Here is an 18,825-nt window from a genome sequence, read left to right as displayed (position 1 = left end):
GTGTAGGGAATAATCAGAGCGAAAGACCGGGCTCGAACCGGCCACCCCGACCTTGGCAAGGTCGTGCTCTACCAAATGAGCTACTTTCGCTTGAAATTAAGAACTTTACAACGTTTCAGCCTATGGGCTTTTTTTCGTTGGGATTGCAAAGATAGGAATCTTTTTGAAGTTGCAAAATTTTTTTCTCCCTGAATTAAAATATTTTACGAATCTCTTTTTTTTTAACTGTATCTAAGGATTCAGATCATAGCTGTATTTCACCATGCCTAACATCTCCCGCCCTTTGCCATAGCAGGTTTCCTTTAGTGGTAATCCATCGGCCTGATACTCATATGCCCAGATTGTATACGATGACGTTTGTGCGTTGACGGTAGTCATCTTTATCAGTTTTCCCTGTGCATTATATTCAAAAATATAATCGGGCAGCATACGTTTCTTCGCTGGCTGATAACGGTATACATCTGTCAGATGACCTGCTTTATCGTAATTATAATAGGTACGTTTACCCTGACGCTTATCCAGTTCCTCCGTAACATGCCCACTGCTGTCTGTCTTAAATGCAATAACGGTAGAATCACTGCCGTTCCCTTTCTTCTGTATCATCTGCTGCAGATGACCTGCCGCATCATAACTATAACTCCTTGTTTCATCAAAACGGATCTTGCTCTGCAGCGCGATAGAAGTACTGCTGATATATTGCAGCTGCCCGTCACTGGTGTAACGGTATAACGTGGTGGTCACGCTGGCAGAAGAGCTGTCTACCGTCTTTGTCAGCTGTCCTTTGCTGGAAAAAGAGGAGGTCATCGCAGAATAGCCGGTAGAACTGGACTGTGTCTGTGCCCTCATCTGGTGGTAAGTCGGACTTAAACTACGCTCGCAACGGAAGTCAGGGTCTGCTTCCAGGTTAGCATCCAGGGTTTGCACCTTCTGGGTCTTCACCTTGTTGTCTTTCAACAGCGCCATGGTAGCCACCGTCTGTTGCGTGTTGTAAATGTCCTGGAAGTAATATTGACTAAACCCCCTGCCTGCAAATGCCAGCATCCCAAGTGCCAGTAGAATCGTTTTCTTCATGAACGTAAAAATCGCTGATTTTTAATTGTGACAAAGGTAAAACGCAAAAATCATATTAAAATTTTTTAACTGAACGGTTCCGGGCGATAATTCGTAATTTCTTTTTTATCTTGTATTATTTTTTGCAACAACAACCCATCTAAATCGCTTGAAAACACAACCTTTACGTAAGGATAAACACTGTCTCAACTGTGGTACGGAAGTACCTGAGCGCTTTTGTACTCACTGCGGACAAGAGAATACAGTGCCACATGAAACCTTCAGCCATCTTGTCAAACACTTTGTGGCAGACGTTTTTCACTACGATTCCCAGTTCTTTACTACCCTTAAATATCTCCTGTTCCGGCCCGGATTCCTTTCCAGGGAATATATGGCCGGCAAAAGGGTGCGTTACGTCAACCCGATTAAGCTGTACGTATTCGTCTCTTTTGTATTCTTTTTCGGGGTATTTGCCCTGTATCATGGGGATAAAGGCGACCATAAGAAGAAAGGGAGTGCGCACACGGAAGCTGGGGAGAAAACCCACAACGACAGCCTCAGGACATTCACTGGTACTGAGGGGCTCAAAAAGATGCTGGAAGAGGACTCCTCTTCTGTAGGAAAGAGCGTCATTGAAATGGGCGATAACATGGATCATATCCATACGGTAGACCAGTTTGATTCCCTGCAACAGGCCCTGCCTGATTCCCTGCGATATCATGGTGCACAAAGACTGGCCTTCAGAAGGCTCGTCAGCATCAGAGAAAGGTACGGCAATGATACCAAAAAGGCCATAGTAGAGATGTTCACCCACAACATTCCCAAATTGATGTTTGTGCTGCTGCCACTCTTTGCCCTGTTCATGAGATGGATTTACGACAAAAAGAAATGGCTGTACGCAGACCATGCCATCTTTGCCATCCACCTCCATTCATTTGCCTTTATCGTTGGGCTCCTGGCCTTTATCCTGGACCTCATTTTTCATAGTGATACCTTCATGAGCACCGCCTGGTGGCTTTTTTTCGGCTACCTCGTACTGGCGCTTCGCAATAACTATAAACAGTCCATCGGTAAGTCCCTGTTTAAAGCCGTTTTCCTGTTCATAGCCTATTTTTTCGCCATTGCACTGGTATTCACCGGATATGTGTTATTGATGTTTATGATATTTCTTTAACTTTAATTATGCAGCCGGAATATATAATCATACACCAACAAGTGGCGCCCTATGTAGCCCACATCCAATTAAATCGCCCCAAAGAACTGAATGCACTCAACCTGCAACTCATGGGAGAGTTGAGAGATGCCCTGAAAATGCTGGATGCAGATGAAGAAGTGAGGGTCATCGTTCTCAGTGGCAACGAAAAAGCTTTCGCAGCAGGAGCCGATATTAAACAGATGGCCGATAAAACGGCCATAGATATGTATAATATCGACCAGTTCAGTACCTGGGATGCCATCAAAAAAACAAAGAAACCTATCATCGCCGCAGTGAGTGGATTTGCGCTCGGCGGCGGTTGTGAACTTATGATGCTGTGCGATATGATTGTGGCCAGTGAAACGGCCCGCTTCGGGCAACCGGAAATAAAACTGGGCGTCATGCCCGGTGCCGGCGGCACCCAACGACTTACCCGCGCAGTAGGGAAAGCCCTCGCTATGGAAATGGTGTTGACCGGCCGTTTTATTACAGCACAGGAAGCCCTGCAGGCTGGCTTGATAAATCGTATTGTGCCCGTAGAACTCTTTTTGCAGGAAGCAGTGAAGTTAGCCAGGGAAACTGCTGCAATGAGTCCTATGGCCCTTAAAATGGCAAAAGAAGCAGTTTTAAAAGCTTTTGATACCTCCCTGGAAGAAGGATTACATTTTGAACGTAAAAATTTTTATCTTCTCTTTGCATCTGAAGATCAGAAGGAAGGCATGCAGGCATTTATGGAAAAAAGAACACCCATGTTCAAAGGAAAATAGCACAGAATTTTATTGAAAACCATTAAACTTTTTTATTATCTGACTTGTTAACCTTCCACTGATAAATTCATAATGCTGTAGCTGCGGGAAAGTGGTGCCCGCCAGCTCTTGTGAGCCCCGTTACTATCAAAAAAATAAAAATTTAACCATGAGTGCGAAACGGATTCCTGTTGCATCACTATTATCATTCACGTTCTTTGTTATTGCCTGTAATGGCCCGGCACAAGAGGTAAGGGCGGTTGTATTGGCAGATCAAACTAATTTCCCCCCAACAGATACCATGATCGCCGGCGGCGATACCATTCAAACAGACCTGGTGGCATCCTGGAATGGCTTCCTCAGCTTTGATGGTAAATACGCCATGGAAAGCGGTCTTTTCGAAAAAGAACCATTGAAAAGCCGGTTCGAAGTCCTGGTCGGCAAAGCTAAAAAGTCTTTCTTCGAACGGTTTAAAGTCACACCTCCCATAGAAGTGGAAAACAAAATCCTCTTTAATGAAGGATATATGCCCGGTAAATCCGGTTATGATGAAGCTGTTATCGCTATAGACCTGGATCGGGATATTATCTATATAGGTTTTACCGTCAACAGAAGCCTTATGCTCTTCAGTGAAAAAGGAGATACCGATTACCCGGAAAAATTTCTGCAATGGATGCAGAAATTTGAACGATGACCTTTTTTAGATCTTACTATAAACAAAGCAGCCTACACATGTAATGTGTAGGCTGCTTTGTTTATAGTAAGTTATCAGTAATTAATTATCAAACTTATTCTTCAGCGCTGCCAGCTTAGCCTGGAAATCATTCAGTGGCGCTTCTTTCGCTGCTGGTTTATCCTTACGCACTTCCTTGCGAGGCTCGGCTTTGCGTGGACCCTGCTGTTGCTGCTGGCCACCGCTGCCGCCTTTCTCATTATCTTTCATGGATAAAGAAATACGCTTGCGGGCTACATCTATTTCCAACACCGTTACCTGTACCTTCTGATTCAGCTTTACTGCTTCATTCGGGTTGCTGATAAATTTATTGGAGAGATGGGAAATATGCACCAGCCCATCCTGCTTAACACCTATATCCACGAAGGCGCCAAATGCCGTAATGTTCGTTACCACACCCGGTAATACCATACCTGGTTTTACATCTTCCATTTTGTGGATGCCTTCCGCATATTCAAATATAGAAATCTCATCACGGGGATCACGACTGGGTTTGGCCAGCTCTTTCAGGATATCTTCCAGTGTAAGAATCCCCACTTCCGGACTCACATAGTCTTTGGCATTGATCAGCTTACGCAGCTCTTCTTTGCCGATCAGATCAGGTACCGTACAGTGTTGTTTCTCGGCCATTTCCTTAATCAGATCATAACGCTCCGGATGCACCGCAGAATTATCCAGTGGATTATCCCCATTTTCAATACGAAGGAAGCCCGCGCACTGTTCAAATGCTTTATCACCCAAACGATGCACTTTCTTCAACTGCATACGGTTGCTGAAAGCGCCGTTTTCTTTGCGGTATTTTACAATGTTTTCCGCCAGGGATGGACCCAGACCGGAAATATAGGCCAGCAAATGTTTGGAGGCAGTATTCAGGTTTACACCTACGTTGTTTACACAGCTTACCACTACACGGTCCAGGCTCTGCTTCAGGGAAGACTGGCTCACATCATGCTGGTATTGTCCTACGCCAATTGCCTTCGGATCTATTTTCACCAGCTCCGCCAGCGGATCTATCAAACGGCGTCCGATAGAGATCGCACCACGAACAGTGACATCATGATCAGGGAATTCTTCACGCGCCACTTCTGATGCGGAATAAACGGAGGCGCCGCTTTCATTCACCATGAACACATTGATCTTCCTGCCAAAGTCCAGCTTCTTCACAAACTCCTCTGTTTCACGACCCGCTGTACCATTACCTACGGCAATAGCTTCTGTTTCATATTTATCCGCCCACTTCTTCAGTAAAGCTTCTGCATCATCTCTCTTGTAATTCTTTTCCAGCGGATAAATAACATCATTGGCCAGCATATTACCCTGGTTATCCAATGCTACTATTTTACAACCGGTTCTGTATCCCGGGTCAATAGCAATCACGCCTTTAGGTCCCAGTGGTGCCGCCAGCAACAACTGACGCAGGTTTTCTGCAAATACCTCGATGGCTTCCGCATCCGCCTTTTCTTTCGCTACCGCCCTGAACTCATTCTCCAGAGAAGGACGCAGTAAACGCTTGTAAGCATCTGCTGCTGCCTTGGTTACCTGCTCAGCCGCTTTGCCTTTGCCTGTTACAAATTGCTTATTGATCAGCGTTGTAGCATCTTCTTCCACAGGCGCTATAGAACTGAATAAAATCCCTTCATGCTCTGCACGTAATATCGCCAGCACACGGTGAGAAGGTACCTCACGCAGGTCTTCGGAAAACTCGAAATAGTCTTTATATTTATCGCCTTCTGCTTCTTTTCCTTCTACTACTTTAGATGTAAGCTTGCCGGTATTGGTAAATAATTTACGCAACTTATCACGGCACTCCGCGTTTTCATTGATCCACTCTGCAATGATATCACGCGCACCTTTCAATGCTTCTTCTGATGTAGCTACCTGCTCATTGATAAATGTTTCCGCACTGGAAGTATCTGTATCCTGTTGTTCAAACAACAGCTTCGCCAGCGGTTCCAGACCTTTCTCAATAGCCACGGTAGCACGGGTTTTACGCTTAGGCTTGTAAGGAAGATAGATGTCTTCCAGTTCCGCCAGCACCCAGGTTTGCTCTATTTTGGCTAGCAACTCAGGCGTCATTTTTTCCTGCTCCGTAATCGTCTTGATAATAAATTCGCGGCGATCATCCACCTCCTTGTAACGCTTCTGCAAGTCTTCAATACGGCCTATCTGCACCTCATCTAAACTACCCGTTACCTCTTTACGGTAACGACTGATAAAAGGTACCGTAGATCCTTCAGATAACAGCGTCATGGTATTTTCTGCCTGCTTGCCGGAAATACCTAACTCCGATGAAATAAGCGCAATGTGTTTCGGATTCATAAATCAATACATTTTTGGGATCTTTTGATTTCAAGATTTTCCGGTTATATTATCGCAATGGATCCACTGCCACAACAAAATTCCGCTATCTCAAAACCATGAAATCACTACAATTTTATAGCTCGCAAATGTAACTAAAATGGGCTTTTTACCAAGAAAAAGAATTCCCCATTTAACAGGGAGCTTTTAGCCTTCAGCTTTAAGCCTTCAGCCATTAGCTTTTAGCTTTTAGCAAATGCAACGGATGGTCTTCGCTGCATTTGCTAAAAGCTAATGGCTAAAAGCTAAAAGCTTAAAAATGATCCCTATTTTTACAAAATATGGAAAAGACAGCTACATTTGATCGCCTCCTGCAGATCATGGACGATTTAAGGGAAAAATGCCCCTGGGACCGGAAGCAAACCATCCAAACGCTTCGGCAGCTCACCATTGAGGAAACATACGAGCTGGCAGATGCCATTACTGACGAAGACTGGAAGTCCATTAAGGAAGAACTGGGCGATATCCTCCTGCATATTGTGTTTTATGCCAAAATAGGGGCAGAACAACAAAAATTCGATATCAACGATGTTATCAATGGCGTGTGTGATAAGCTGATCCACCGTCACCCGCATATTTATGGAGATGTGAAAGCGGATACTGAAGAACAGGTAAAGCAAAACTGGGAGAAACTCAAGCTGAAAGAAGGCAAAACCTCCGTACTCAGCGGCGTTCCCCTGTCCCTCCCCGCCCTGGTAAAAGCCATGCGCCTCCAGGAAAAGGCCAAACAAACCGGTTTTGAATGGGATAATACCAGCCAGGTCTGGGATAAGGTAAAGGAAGAAGTCAATGAACTGGAGGATGCCGTCAACAGCGGTAATAAAGACGCCATGGAAGATGAATTCGGCGATGTCATGTTCTCCCTGGTCAACTACTCCCGGTTCCTGGACATAGATGCGGAAAATGCACTGGAACGCACCAATAAAAAATTTCAGCGTCGCTTTCAGGCCATGGAAGTACTGGCACTCCAACAAGGCCGCACACTCAATGATATGAACTTAACGGAAATGGATACACTCTGGAACCAGGTGAAAGCCACAGAGCAATTATAAATTTTTCATAACCACATCGCATTGATCGATACTAAAGAAATACGGCTTTTTTTCCTGCGGCATGGCTATCTACTGATCATCGCGGCCTGGTTATTTACCTTCGCCTTTCTGTTCAGCAACTATTGGTCTTACTACTCCTCGCCCCAGGGCGTGAAGCGAAGCATGGAAAAGAGTATCCAGCAACGGGAAAAGGATTTCCAGAAACTGGCAAAGGATACGGCCCTCTCGGCCTCCCTGTTTCAACGCAGCTATAGCCAGCAAACACTCGACCGGCTGACCAACCTGGAATACTACCTCTTTGCATATGATTCCAATAGCTCCGGCATCTGGCTTACTTTCTGGAATACCAGTCAGGTAAAGCCGGAAGAACTGCAGGCATCCCTTGAAAACGGCTCCCGCTTCATGAAACTCAAAAACGGGTATTATGAAGTGATCACCCGCAAAGTCAAGTCTGCTACCGGCCATAGGCAATACCTGCTGGGCGTGATTCCCATACGACTGGAATATGCGATCAAAAACAACTATCTCGTTAATCACTTCTATCACAAAGAAGAACTGGGAGAGGAGTACAGTATCTTAAGGGAACAACCGCTCTTAATGCAGCCGGAACATACCGTTTTCGCGGTGAATAACGGCAACGGAGAAACGCTGTTTTATCTCGATTATAACGGCGGCATGCACGTACACCCACCCAATAACCTGAGCGTATTACTCCGCGTTATGGGCTGCATCTGTGTGCTGATCTTTCTCAATCTCTTTGCTACATTGCTGGCCAAAACCACTAACCCACTATATGGCTTCCTGTTCCTGTTCCTCATTGTTTTCGGACTCCGCGTACTCAGTTACGTATATCCGTTTCCGTTTGATCTGAAAGAATTGAATATTTTTGATCCCAGGATATACGCAAAAGATGAAATCTTTTACTCCCTGGGCGACCTGCTGATTAACGTACTCCTCACTTTCTGGATGATCCTTTTTTTCAGGGAGCATGTAAAAACCATTAATCCGCCGGTACTCAAAAAAAGATGGGCACAGAGCGTGGTGATCATCATCGCCAGCCTGATCCTCTACATCGTGGAGCAATTCCTGGCAGACCTCATCCAGAGCCTGGTGATAGACTCCAAGATCTCCTTCGATGTCACCAATTCCTTCAGCATTACGGAGTACAGTGTCATCGGCTTTGTGGTCCTGGGCTTTATCTCGTTCAGCTTTTTATTCTTCTCCCAGATTATTAACTACCTGCTGAATGAACTCACCAATTTTCAATACCGCACCAAATACATCTGGCTGGGCGCTGTAGGGATCATCTGGCTGCTTTTCCGGGTACATAATCCGGAACTGCCGTTCTCCATTTCTATGGTCATCTGGCTGCTGGTATATATTGTGCTGCTCGACTTCCTGGCCGACCGCTTCGAAAGCAGCATGGCCACCGTACCATTCCTTTTCTGGCTATTCCTGCTCACCATTACCACCTCCGGTGCACTGGTGCATTACAATAATCACAAGGAACTACTGGCCCGCCAAAAGCTGGCCGAAGACCTCTCCCGGCAAAAAGATCCTTACCTGGAAATGCTGCTGAATGATATCGGGAAGAAGATTGAACACGATGAAGTGATTCAATATTTTTTCCAGGACAGCAGCATGAGAGAACAACGTAAAGCAAGGTTCGACAGCCTGCTCCTGCAGACGTATTTTCAGGGTTACCTCAGCCGCTTCCGTGTAAACATTTACGCATACGATGAAAACGGCACTTCCCTGTTTGCGTCAGATACAGTCAGTTTATCTACGCTGAATCGGCAGATGTTTGCAGAAACAGCCGCCACACCCTCACTGGTGCCGGGAAATGACCTCTATTATTACGAACGTAGTTTTAATGATTACGGTTATATCGCCAAGAAAGAATTTCATAAGACCAATAATGATGTCAGCGGCTGGCTAGTGTATACGCTGGAACCTAAGCCTATCAGTACGGAAAGACTCTATCCCGAACTGCTGGTGGAAGGAGACGTGACAGATCCCGGCCGCGAATATGCCGGCACCTATTCTTTTGCCGTATATGATAAAGGAATACTGGTGAGCAATAACAACGACTTCCCGTTTCCCATCCGTCTGTATCCGCATGATGTGCCGTTGTCTGATATGTCTGTGAAATCCATTAAAGGATACTCAGAATTACTTTACCGCGCCTCTGCGGATAAGGTAGTTGTGGTGGTAAAAGAGAACAGGATGTTTGTGGAGTTTATCACGCTCTTCGCTTACATGTTCTGCTTATTCCTGCTCATCGTAGCGGTCTATAAGGCTTTCGACCTGCTTATCAAAGCAAGGATGCGTATCAGCAATTTACGTACACTCATTAACGTGAGTATCCGCAAAAAGGTGCACGGTACCATCATCTTTGTAGTCATCTTCTCTTTCCTGATCCTGGCCATTACCACAATCAAATTCTTTATCTATCGCTCCGAAGCGCAGAACCGGGAACGACTGAGCAAAACGATGAGAGAAGTGGCCAAAGATGTGGAGAAAGCTTTCGAAAACCAGCGGGACCTGGATCAGGTAGGGGATATTTATGATTCAGAATTGTTAAAGAAGCTATCTACTTCTCTCGCGGATATTGCGGATGAACGCGCATTGGATATTAACGTATACGATCGCGATGGCAACCTGCAACTGACCACGCAGCCCATGATGACAGACAAAGGACTGATCTCTGCCAAAATGGATCCGCAGGCATATTACCGCTTGTTCCGGCTCGAACAGATACAGTTTATACATACGGAATATATTGGCATCATGCCTTTCCTTTCCGGGTATATGCCGCTGCGTAATCATGATACACATGAAGTCATCGCTTATCTGAATGTTCCTTACTTCGCTACACAAACAGAATTGAATGAGCAGATCTCGAACTTCCTGGTGGCGCTGATTAATTTTAACGCCTTCATTTTCCTCATTGCAGGGATGGTAGCGTTGTTGATTACCAACTCTATTACCCGTTCGTTTTCACTGGTAACGGAAAAACTGCGTCACGTAAACCTGGGGCAGCGTAACGATGAAATAGAATGGGATAAAGATGATGAAATTGGTGCGTTGGTAAAAGAGTACAATAAGATGGTGCGTAAGCTGGAAGTGAGTGCGGTGCGCTTAGCCAAGAGTGAGCGGGAGGGGGCATGGCGTGAAATGGCCCGGCAGGTAGCCCATGAAATCAAGAATCCGCTAACGCCGATGAAGCTTAGCATACAATACCTGCAACGTGCGATCGCCGGCGATTCGCCTAATGTAAAAGAGCTGTCGCGTAATGTGGCTGGTACGCTGGTAGAACAAATAGAACACCTGTCCAATATCGCTTCTGACTTCTCCGCGTTTGCCCGCATCGGAGAGCCCAATAATGAGGAAGTATTGATTAATGAAGTATTGCATTCTCTAACGTCATTGTACCAGGGACATGAAGATTGCGAGGTAACCTATATCCAGCCAACGCAGGATTTCTATGTATTTGCAGATAAAACACAGATGAACAGGCTGTTTACCAATCTGTTGCTCAACGCTATCCAGGCAATTCCGGATGACAGGAAAGGGCAGATTGTAGTGGCGTTGCGGGCTACTGCGGATCATTATGTGATAATCAGTGTGGCGGATAACGGAGAAGGTATTTCTACTGAAGTACAGTCCCGCATATTTGTGCCTAATTTCACCACCAAATCTTCCGGCACAGGTCTGGGACTTGCCATGTGTAAGAACATTGCAGAGCAGGCGCGTGGGGAAATATGGTTTGAAACCAAGCTGAATGAAGGCACAACTTTCTATGTAAAGCTGCCATTGGATATAAAGTAGCTCTGCGGATTTTGTCCCGGGACAGGATTATACTGATTTCCCGGATTAAAAAAGATGAGAGAAGATATAGGCGGATGAAATTCGCCCATATCTTCTCTCATCTTTTTTAATCTTTATAGTCAACCAGTAAAAATCCGGGAAATCATCAAAATCAGTATAATCCTGTCTCAGGACAAAAAAGCACACAAGTAAAAAAACCGCTCTGATGTTCAGAGCGGTTTTTTTAAATAATTTTCAGCAGTTACTACTGTGCATCTTTTGCTACAAAACTTTCTTTAATTTTCTCCAGCAGTTTGCTGTCGATCATTTGTTGTGCCAGTTGTATCATGTTTTTAAATGCTGTTTCCTGGGAAATACCATGACCAATAATAACTGGTTTGGAAACGCCTAAAACGGGAGTACCGCCGTATGATTCTGAATCAAATTTCTTCATGTAATCATCCTGAATATTGCGTCTTAACGCTATTTCATGGAATGATTCAGCCATCTTAAGAACGATGTTGCCGGTAAAGCCTTCACAAACGATTACATCGGCTTTTTCAGAGAGGATATCTCTACCTTCAATGTTACCAACGAAATTGATTTGTTTGCTTTCTTTTAACAGCGGATAGGTGGCTTGCGCAAGCAGATTTCCTTTGCCTTCTTCTTCACCGATATTCAGTAAGCCTACCTTGGGGTTGTTCACCTGGAGGATATGCTTGGAATATAGGGAACCCAGAATGGCAAATTGCGCGAGGTTTTCAGGTTTGCAGTCGGCGTTGATACCTACGTCAAGCAAGAGGCCGTACGATCCGTTTTCACGGGGTACCAGAGTAGATATAGTAGGACGTTGCACTCCTTCTATGGCTTTAATGGAATAATAGGTGCCCACCATCATGGCGCCGGTATTACCTGCGCTGATGAAAGCATCTATTTTTTCATTTTTCAATAAATGAAAACCGATAGAGATGGATGATTGTGGCTTCTCTTTCAGTGCCTTAGTAGGGTGTTCATCCATCCCGATTACCTGGGATGAATGAACAACTGAATATTTTGATTGGTCCAGCTGTACTTCTGCTAATAAAGGAGCTAACTGTTGCTCGTCCCCTATCAATACCAGATGCACATCAGATGCAACAGTGTCTAAATATAATTTTACTCCTTTTACTGCTTCTGTGGGCGCGAAGTCGCCACCCATCATATCAAGCCCGATTCTCATGTAACTCAAGTTTGTTCTTGTTAGCTCGGGTAAAAATAGTAAAATAATTATTTAGCTGCACTCTGTTTTTCCAACACTACTTTTCCTTTGTAGTACAGTTTGTTTTCCACCCAATGAGCACGGTGTCTCAGGTGCACTTCACCGGTTGCGCTGTCTGTGCTTAAAGTATCCGCTACCGCCTTATAATGCGTTCTTCTCTTTGCTGATCTTTGCTGAGAATGTCTGCGTTTAGGATTTGGCATTTTATTTAATTTTTAATTGTCCTTAAATTTATCCAATCCTTTCCAGATTGGGTTATCGTTTTCTTTTGCCTGCTGGTTCATTTGTTCCAGCATTTCAATAACTTTCGGATTACACCCGCTTTTGCCATCGGCATTGTCAGGATGTATACGTTGCATTGGAATGCTCAGATGAATGAATTCGTAAATAAAGTCCGCCACATTTAAATGACTCTCGGTCTTTAATAAATACGATACATCCGGATCTTCTTCGCTACTAGCCAGCTCTTCCGGATTTTCTACCAGCTTAACTATCTGGTTGAAATCATCCCATAACTGCATTTCGAAGGGTTCCCCGCAACGGTCACATGTAACCGTCGCCTTGCCGCCGATCTCAAATTTCAACAGGAAGAAATTACTCTTCTTGTCCAGGGTAAGATTCACACTTACCACACAGTTGCTGAAATCTTTCGGCTCTTCAAAATTCTCAAAGAAACTATCTCCGATTGCATACTGAAATGAATGCACCCCTGGATTTAGTCCTACAAAGGCAATATCAAATTCGCGGAGTGGTTTCATATCAATATCCTCACTTTTAGAGGGATGCAAAGGTAATTAAATATTTGCAATTGCAAAAATTTCATAAATTTGTTCACTAACGATATCTTATTTATATATATATTTATATCATAAAATATCAGCCATATTGATGTGTGACATCCAGGCGTGAGGCGCAAAGGTACATAATTCGCGTTTATCTTATACCTGTTTTTCACAATTCAACGATTAAATTGAAAAGCCGTATTCCCCATTCCATAGATAACAATGAAGGCCTTAGGAAGAAACAGTAAGAAAATAACTGCTACTGATAGTACCGGCATGCCGTCAAATGGCGCTCCGGGCATCTTTTCCTTGCCCATAACTGCCTGGCTCAACAGCACCAACGCAGGCATTCTGGTGACCGATGAAAAACACCGCTGCATTTGGGTAAATGATATTTTTGCACAATATATGACCGCCAGCCCGGTCAACCTTTCCTATACCCAACTAATCCGCTTTTTTAAACCAATGGTAACGGAACCGCTACCCCTGGAGAAAAAAATGAAATCCCTGCGCCGGGAGAAAAAACCCTGGTTCGGCTGGGAAGTACCCTTCGTTAACGGACAAATCTGGGAAATCACTTACCTGCCGGTGTTTAATGGCAACGGATTCAGCGGTAGCATCTGGCAGGCGATCGACATCACCCGCCGTCACAACGTACAGGAGGAAATAAGACGAAATGAGGAGAAATTCCGGGTGATCCTTAATAACCTCAACGCCGCCATGTGCGAAACAGATGTAAAAGGCAATATCACCCGCGTATACGAAAGCTTCTGCCGCCTCTCCGGATACCAGGAGGAAGAACTCATCGGCAGAAACATTACAGACGTTTTTGTGCCGGAAGGGAACCGCGCCTTCGCCCGCGCCCTCCGCAGAAAACGCCTGGAAGAAAATGTGCCTCTCGTATACGACATGGAAATAAAGCTGAAAGACGGCTCCTCCCGCTGGATACTGGCCAGTTCCGCCAATATCTACGATCGTAACGGCGCTATCACGGGTGGTGCAGGCATCCATATGGATATCACCCATCAGAAGAAACTGCAAACAGACCTGGAAGAAGCCCGCAAACAGGCAGAAGAAGCCCGCCATGCACAGAAAGACTTCCTCGCCAGCATGAGCCACGAAATCAGAACCCCGCTCAACGCAATTATAGGTATGGCACACCTGCTGGAAGAAACCCAGCTCGACGCCCAGCAAACAGAATACGTCAACATCCTGAAACACTCCTCCGGCATACTGCTGGGTATAGTCAGTGACATTCTCGATATTTCCCGGATTGAAGCGGGAGAAATACAAACTAATCAACGCGAATTTAACCTTCGTGAACTGATCCAGTCTTTGCGGCATACCTTTGAACTGAAACTTGGACGACGCCCTGTGAAAATAACCGCTGAGCTGGAGGCCAACCTCAATACCTGGTTGATTGGCGACGATGTGCTATTGAACCAAATACTAATCAATTTGTTAGGAAATGCAGAGAAGTTCACCAACGAAGGTGAAATTGCTATCAAAGCCACACAGGAAAGCTGGCAGGATAACAAGCTCTGGATACGTTTCCGGGTATGCGATACAGGCATAGGTATCAGGAAAGATAAACTGGAGCTCATCTTCCGGAATTATAAACAGGCAGAAGGCGATATCCGCGAAAAATACGGCGGCACAGGTCTCGGCCTGGCCATCGCTAAACAATTAGTGGAATTTCAGGGCGGTAACATCGCCGTGGAAGAATTGACAGGATACAACACCTGCTTTAGTTTCAATATCCCCTTCATGGATAGCCGCCGGCCGCTCACGGCCAATACCGGCAAACTAAGCAGAAAACTCCTGCAACGCTCATTTGAAGAGGCCAGAGTACTGGTTGTTGAAGATAACCCGATGAATCTCCGCTACATCATGAGCCTGCTGGAAAAGTATAAAATTAACTATCAGCTTGCCACCAACGGACCGGATGCAACCTATTTTCTCGAATCCCGGCAATACGACCTTATCCTCATGGATATCCGCATTCCCGGCATGAATGGACTGGAACTGGCTCAAAAAATCAGGGCAGATGAAGAACAACCCAACGTGGCTACCCCGGTGATAGCTACCACCGCAGTGGCTATGGAAGGTACCGCCACCATGGCCCGCGCAGCAGGAATAACAGACATACTCACAAAACCTTATACGCCAGATCAGCTATTACAGATTTTTAATAAATATCTAAACGAAGACGAAACAGAACTAATAATGGAAGAAGTGCAGAACCTAAGTGGATTCGAGTTCAACAACGATTTGGATGTAAAGTACCTCACAGACCTCTATGAGAGTAATATCTCCTATGCCGCAGACCTGTTTGAAATTTTTATCAGAACTATCCGGGATGAAGTCACCAAACTCAGTATCATGGTGGAACACCATGAATGGGAACAAATGAAATTCCAGGTACACAAACTCAAACCTAACTTTGCCATGGTAGGCCTTACCTGGATCAGCGCCAAAATGCAGGAACTGGAAAACTACCTACGCATCAATCAGGAGTTCTACAGCGAGGATATTGCCCGCCTTTTTAAGGAAATTCAGGAAGATGTGAACAAATTTTATCCACTCGTGGAAGAAGAATATCACAAGATGCGTGATTTCATAGACACACCCGGTGAATAATCAGTACGACTGCAACACTTCCCGGATGCTGTTGTAGTAATTCCCTCCAAATAATATCATATGCACCATCAAAGGATATAACTGGCAGATGCCTATCCGCTGTTGCCACCCTGGTAGCAATGGGTAGGCAGCCTGGTATGCGTAGTAAAACCGGGTGTCAAATCCGCCGAAAAGCCGCGTCATCGCCAGGTCCATTTCCCGGTGACCATAATATACCGCCGGATCAAAAACACAGGCCTTTCCATTAGCCCCCACCATAAAGTTCCCCGACCATAAATCCCCATGCAACAATGCCGGCACTTCTGCCGGGAATAACTGCGGCAACTGCCTGCATAACGATTCTACCTGCTGCACCATCTGTTTGTCCACAATCTGTTGGTCATAAGCCATCCTGATAAGCGGCAACAAACGGTTGAACGCATAAAATACCGGCCAGCTGCTGTAAGGTGTATTGTATTGCCTTAAAGTTCCCAGGTAATTGGACCCCGGATAACCATAATGAGGCTTCGTAACACGGTGCTGCTTTGCCAGGGAAACAGCGAAATCATCCCAGAAATCAGTAATCGCCTGCCCTTTGGTCAGAAATTCCTGTAACAGATAAGCACGGCCATTTACACTTCCGTAAGCCAGCGGTTTGGGCGTATTCAGCGCCCCGGCCGACTGCAATTCCAGTAAACCCGTATATTCCTGTGCAAACATATCCGGATAACGCTTCGCATCATTCAGCTTCACAAAAAAATATCCCTCGTTGGTGGCTATACGAAAAGATTCATTAATATCGCCCCCATGCACGCTTTTTGCATCATTTATATGTATTTTTACTTTCAATTGTTCGGAAAGCGCCGCACTTAACTGTTTTTGTAGAATTTCATCTATCATGTTCTGCCACATTATATGGAGACAAAAGCCCGTTTTAAAAAGATCATTGTCCGTATTGTACTAACACTTACGGCTATACTGTTGTTAAAAGGATTATTCGCCTGGAGTAACCGCTTCAGCGATTTCTACTTCCATAGGTGGTATGAGTGGAGTAGTTTGGCGTTCAGACAAGTAACAGGTATAGTTCCATTTAGTATTGGCGATGTAATATATACTGCCTGGATTATTGGAGGAATATTTTATTTGTTAAAACTATGTTATAAAGTCATTCGTCTCCATTGGGAAGAGGTAGGGTTACAACTCTTACGGGGCATACATTTTCTCTTATCAGTATACCTGGCCTTCCTGGTGTTATGGGGATATAACTATGAAAGAAACTCTCTGACCATAGATACCGGCCTTGTAACAGGCACTTACAATACACAGCAACTTTACCAGCTTTCCGATACTTTACTGCAACTGGTCAACAGGGAAAAAGCCAATACCGGCGATACTATCGGGGTGATGAAGGCGGATACCACCGGTCTCCCGATCTTTCAACGAGCCGTGATGGCATATGACGCCGCTGGCAAAACCTGGCCTGCCCTGCGCTACAAGGTACCCAGCGTGAAAAAAACAATGTATGGCCACTGGTTGAACTATATAGGTATTACCGGTTACCTGAATCCTTTTACCAATGAAGCACAGGTAAATACCACTACGCCGGCAGTTTTACAACCATATATTACCTGTCATGAAATAGCTCACCAGCTTGGATATGCACCGGAAGAAGAAGCAAATTTTGTAGGTTACTTGGCCGCCATCAGTATTCCGGATAGTCATTTCCGTTATGCGGCCAATTTTGATATGTTCATGTATAGCATAAGACAACTGGGACAACGTGATACCACCCTCGCTAAAAGCATCTGGAAAAGGGTAGTACCCGGCGTGAAAGCCGATCATAAGGCTATCATCGACTTTTATGAACCCTATACCGGTAAAGTAGATGAGTACTCCGCCATCCTCTACGACAGATACCTCAAAGCCAATAAACAGGATAAAGGTATCCGCAGCTACAGCGAAGTAACTACCTGGCTCATCGCCTATTTCAAAATAAAATAAAACGGGATCTATCCGCCAAAATCTCTCCACTCCATTCCCTCCGCTCTATTCCCTCGCTCTAATCCCTCCGCTCTAATCCCTACGCTTTAATCTAACTGCTAAAAGCTAACAGCTAACAGCTGCCTCAGTTCATCATCAGCACATTCACACTCCGCTGTAAAATATTGAATGCAATTTCTGCCATCAGGTTCTCACGATCCAGTGTGGGGTTCACTTCCGTGATCTCAAAGCAACAGATCTTACGATGTTGCATGAACTTGGCAATCAGATCTTCCGCCTCACGCTCCCTTAATCCATTACTGACAGGTGTACCGGTGCCTTTGGAAATAGAGGCATCCAGGCTGTCTACGTCAAAGGAAACGTAAATATATTCGCAGTCACTCAGGTAACGGAACACAGACCGGGAAATATTCTCAGGTCCCTTACGGCGTACCTCACTGGTGGTAATCACCTTCATGCCATATTGTTTGATCAGGTGTTCTTCCTCTTTCTCAAAATCCCGCAGGGAAATGAACACAATATCTTCCGGTAATACTTTTGGTGCTATTTTACCTATGTTTTTCAGGGAGTTCCACATTTTGGCAGTATTCTCATCCAGGTCATGCACCTTGCAGTCCATATTGTCTTCTGCAATAGCAGTTGCCAGGGGCATACCGTGCATATTACCGGATGGTGTAGTATAGGGAGTATGCAGATCAGCATGGGCATCAATCCAGATTACCCCCAGCTTTGCTTTGGGATGTGCCATTTTTAAACCGGCAATAGTAGCGCCGGCAGTGCTGTGATCGCCGGAAAGCAATACCGGGAACCAGTTGGCTTTCACCGTTTCACACACACTTTTGCTGATACGCTCATACATATTGAAGGTGCCTTTGATCCTTTTGGCATAAGGTGACTCAATAGGTTCAAATAACAGCTTATTTTCCGTTTCAATGGCTTCGGTGGGGAAGTGTACAAAAAAGTTACTCATGAAGTCCAGCGCCGCAATCTTAATTGCATCTACACCTAAACTGGCGCCACGGGTTCCTGCTCCTATTTCTGATTTAACTTCTATTATTTTAATATTCTTCATAAATACATCATTATAGGCAAGCTACAGGATTTTATGTGAATGCCCAAAGCAGTGAAACGTATAATGGTGAAAAATTGGCATATAATACCTGAACCAAATCCAATACAGTAGCCTTATTGTAGCGATTTGTTTAATATTTCCCCAATTCT

At 44.9% G+C, this 18,825-nt stretch carries 14 protein-coding genes and 1 tRNA gene; 7 read left to right on the top strand and 8 right to left on the bottom strand.

Translation table 11 applies throughout. The features are described from left to right. Positions 1–17: 17 nt before the first annotated feature. Together AB4Z08_RS00765 and AB4Z08_RS00760 are read right to left on the bottom strand one after the other, a co-directional pair. Positions 18–90: transfer RNA gene (locus AB4Z08_RS00765), tRNA-Gly, on the bottom strand. A 141-nt stretch (positions 91–231) separates the two neighbouring features. Continuing rightward, entirely contained in the window at positions 232–1,071 is an 840-nt protein-coding gene (locus tag AB4Z08_RS00760) for a hypothetical protein (RefSeq protein WP_441571850.1), read from the bottom strand. A gap of 148 nt (positions 1,072–1,219) precedes the next feature. On the opposite strand from AB4Z08_RS00760, the gene AB4Z08_RS00755 reads away from it, so the two are divergent. From AB4Z08_RS00755 to AB4Z08_RS00745, 3 genes are all read left to right on the top strand, one after another. Beyond that, a complete protein-coding gene (locus AB4Z08_RS00755) occupies positions 1,220–2,224 on the top strand; it encodes a DUF3667 domain-containing protein (protein WP_441571849.1) in 1,005 nt (334 codons plus the stop codon). Positions 2,225–2,232: 8 nt separating this feature from the next. Next, positions 2,233–3,012 (top strand): enoyl-CoA hydratase-related protein, encoded by a 780-nt coding sequence (locus AB4Z08_RS00750; RefSeq protein ID WP_441571848.1) that lies wholly within the window; start codon positions 2,233–2,235, stop codon positions 3,010–3,012. A 148-nt stretch (positions 3,013–3,160) separates the two neighbouring features. After that, positions 3,161–3,685 carry a hypothetical protein gene (locus AB4Z08_RS00745; RefSeq protein ID WP_441571847.1) on the top strand — a complete coding sequence of 175 codons (525 nt, stop codon included), beginning with the start codon at positions 3,161–3,163 and terminating at the stop codon, positions 3,683–3,685. An 81-nt stretch (positions 3,686–3,766) separates the two neighbouring features. Here the strand turns inward: AB4Z08_RS00745 and AB4Z08_RS00740 are convergent, their stop codons facing one another. Continuing rightward, a complete protein-coding gene (locus AB4Z08_RS00740; RefSeq protein ID WP_441571846.1) occupies positions 3,767–6,043 on the bottom strand; it encodes a Tex family protein in 2,277 nt (758 codons plus the stop codon). A 320-nt stretch (positions 6,044–6,363) separates the two neighbouring features. Between AB4Z08_RS00740 and mazG the strand changes: the two genes are divergently transcribed. Together mazG and AB4Z08_RS00730 are read left to right on the top strand one after the other, a co-directional pair. Next, positions 6,364–7,134, top strand: coding sequence for a nucleoside triphosphate pyrophosphohydrolase (gene mazG, locus AB4Z08_RS00735; protein ID WP_441571845.1), 771 nt, complete (start codon positions 6,364–6,366; stop codon positions 7,132–7,134). A 21-nt stretch (positions 7,135–7,155) separates the two neighbouring features. Further along, on the top strand, positions 7,156–10,965 hold the full coding sequence (locus AB4Z08_RS00730; protein ID WP_441571844.1) for an ATP-binding protein: 3,810 nt from the start codon (positions 7,156–7,158) through the stop codon (positions 10,963–10,965). A 244-nt stretch (positions 10,966–11,209) separates the two neighbouring features. Here the strand turns inward: AB4Z08_RS00730 and plsX are convergent, their stop codons facing one another. Genes plsX through AB4Z08_RS00715 form a run of 3 tightly spaced genes read right to left on the bottom strand, consistent with a single transcriptional unit; the run spans position 11,210 to position 12,960 of the window. Next, positions 11,210–12,163, bottom strand: a complete 954-nt coding sequence (gene plsX, locus AB4Z08_RS00725; protein WP_441571843.1) for a phosphate acyltransferase PlsX — start codon at positions 12,161–12,163, stop codon at positions 11,210–11,212. 47 nt (positions 12,164–12,210) lie between these two features. Next, positions 12,211–12,405, bottom strand: coding sequence for a 50S ribosomal protein L32 (rpmF, locus tag AB4Z08_RS00720; RefSeq protein WP_073079237.1), 195 nt, complete (start codon positions 12,403–12,405; stop codon positions 12,211–12,213). Between the two features lie 12 nt (positions 12,406–12,417). Continuing rightward, positions 12,418–12,960, bottom strand: a complete 543-nt coding sequence (locus tag AB4Z08_RS00715; protein ID WP_441571842.1) for a YceD family protein — start codon at positions 12,958–12,960, stop codon at positions 12,418–12,420. Positions 12,961–13,206: 246 nt separating this feature from the next. Between AB4Z08_RS00715 and AB4Z08_RS00710 the strand changes: the two genes are divergently transcribed. Then, complete coding sequence (locus tag AB4Z08_RS00710) at positions 13,207–15,624, top strand: PAS domain S-box protein (protein WP_441571841.1); 2,418 nt, start codon at positions 13,207–13,209, stop codon at positions 15,622–15,624. On the opposite strand, the gene AB4Z08_RS00705 is transcribed toward AB4Z08_RS00710, so the two are convergent. Next, a complete protein-coding gene (locus AB4Z08_RS00705; RefSeq protein ID WP_441571840.1) occupies positions 15,625–16,503 on the bottom strand; it encodes a fructosamine kinase family protein in 879 nt (292 codons plus the stop codon). A gap of 15 nt (positions 16,504–16,518) precedes the next feature. Here AB4Z08_RS00705 and AB4Z08_RS00700 point away from each other — a divergent pair, with 15 nt between their 5' ends. Continuing rightward, the gene (locus AB4Z08_RS00700) at positions 16,519–17,604 is read left to right on the top strand and encodes a DUF3810 domain-containing protein (RefSeq protein WP_441571839.1); all 1,086 of its coding nucleotides are present in this window, start codon (positions 16,519–16,521) and stop codon (positions 17,602–17,604) included. 124 nt (positions 17,605–17,728) lie between these two features. Here AB4Z08_RS00700 and AB4Z08_RS00695 read toward each other — a convergent pair whose 3' ends face one another. Then, positions 17,729–18,676, bottom strand: a complete 948-nt coding sequence (locus AB4Z08_RS00695) for an arginase (RefSeq protein WP_331961799.1) — start codon at positions 18,674–18,676, stop codon at positions 17,729–17,731. Positions 18,677–18,825: the final 149 nt, after the last annotated feature.

It is taken from the genome of Chitinophaga sp. RAB17, from assembly GCF_052114225.1.
Classification (GTDB): Bacteria; Bacteroidota; Bacteroidia; order Chitinophagales; family Chitinophagaceae; genus Chitinophaga.
Note: the sequence above shows the minus strand (reverse complement) of the source record. Positions and strands in the feature narration are given on the sequence as shown.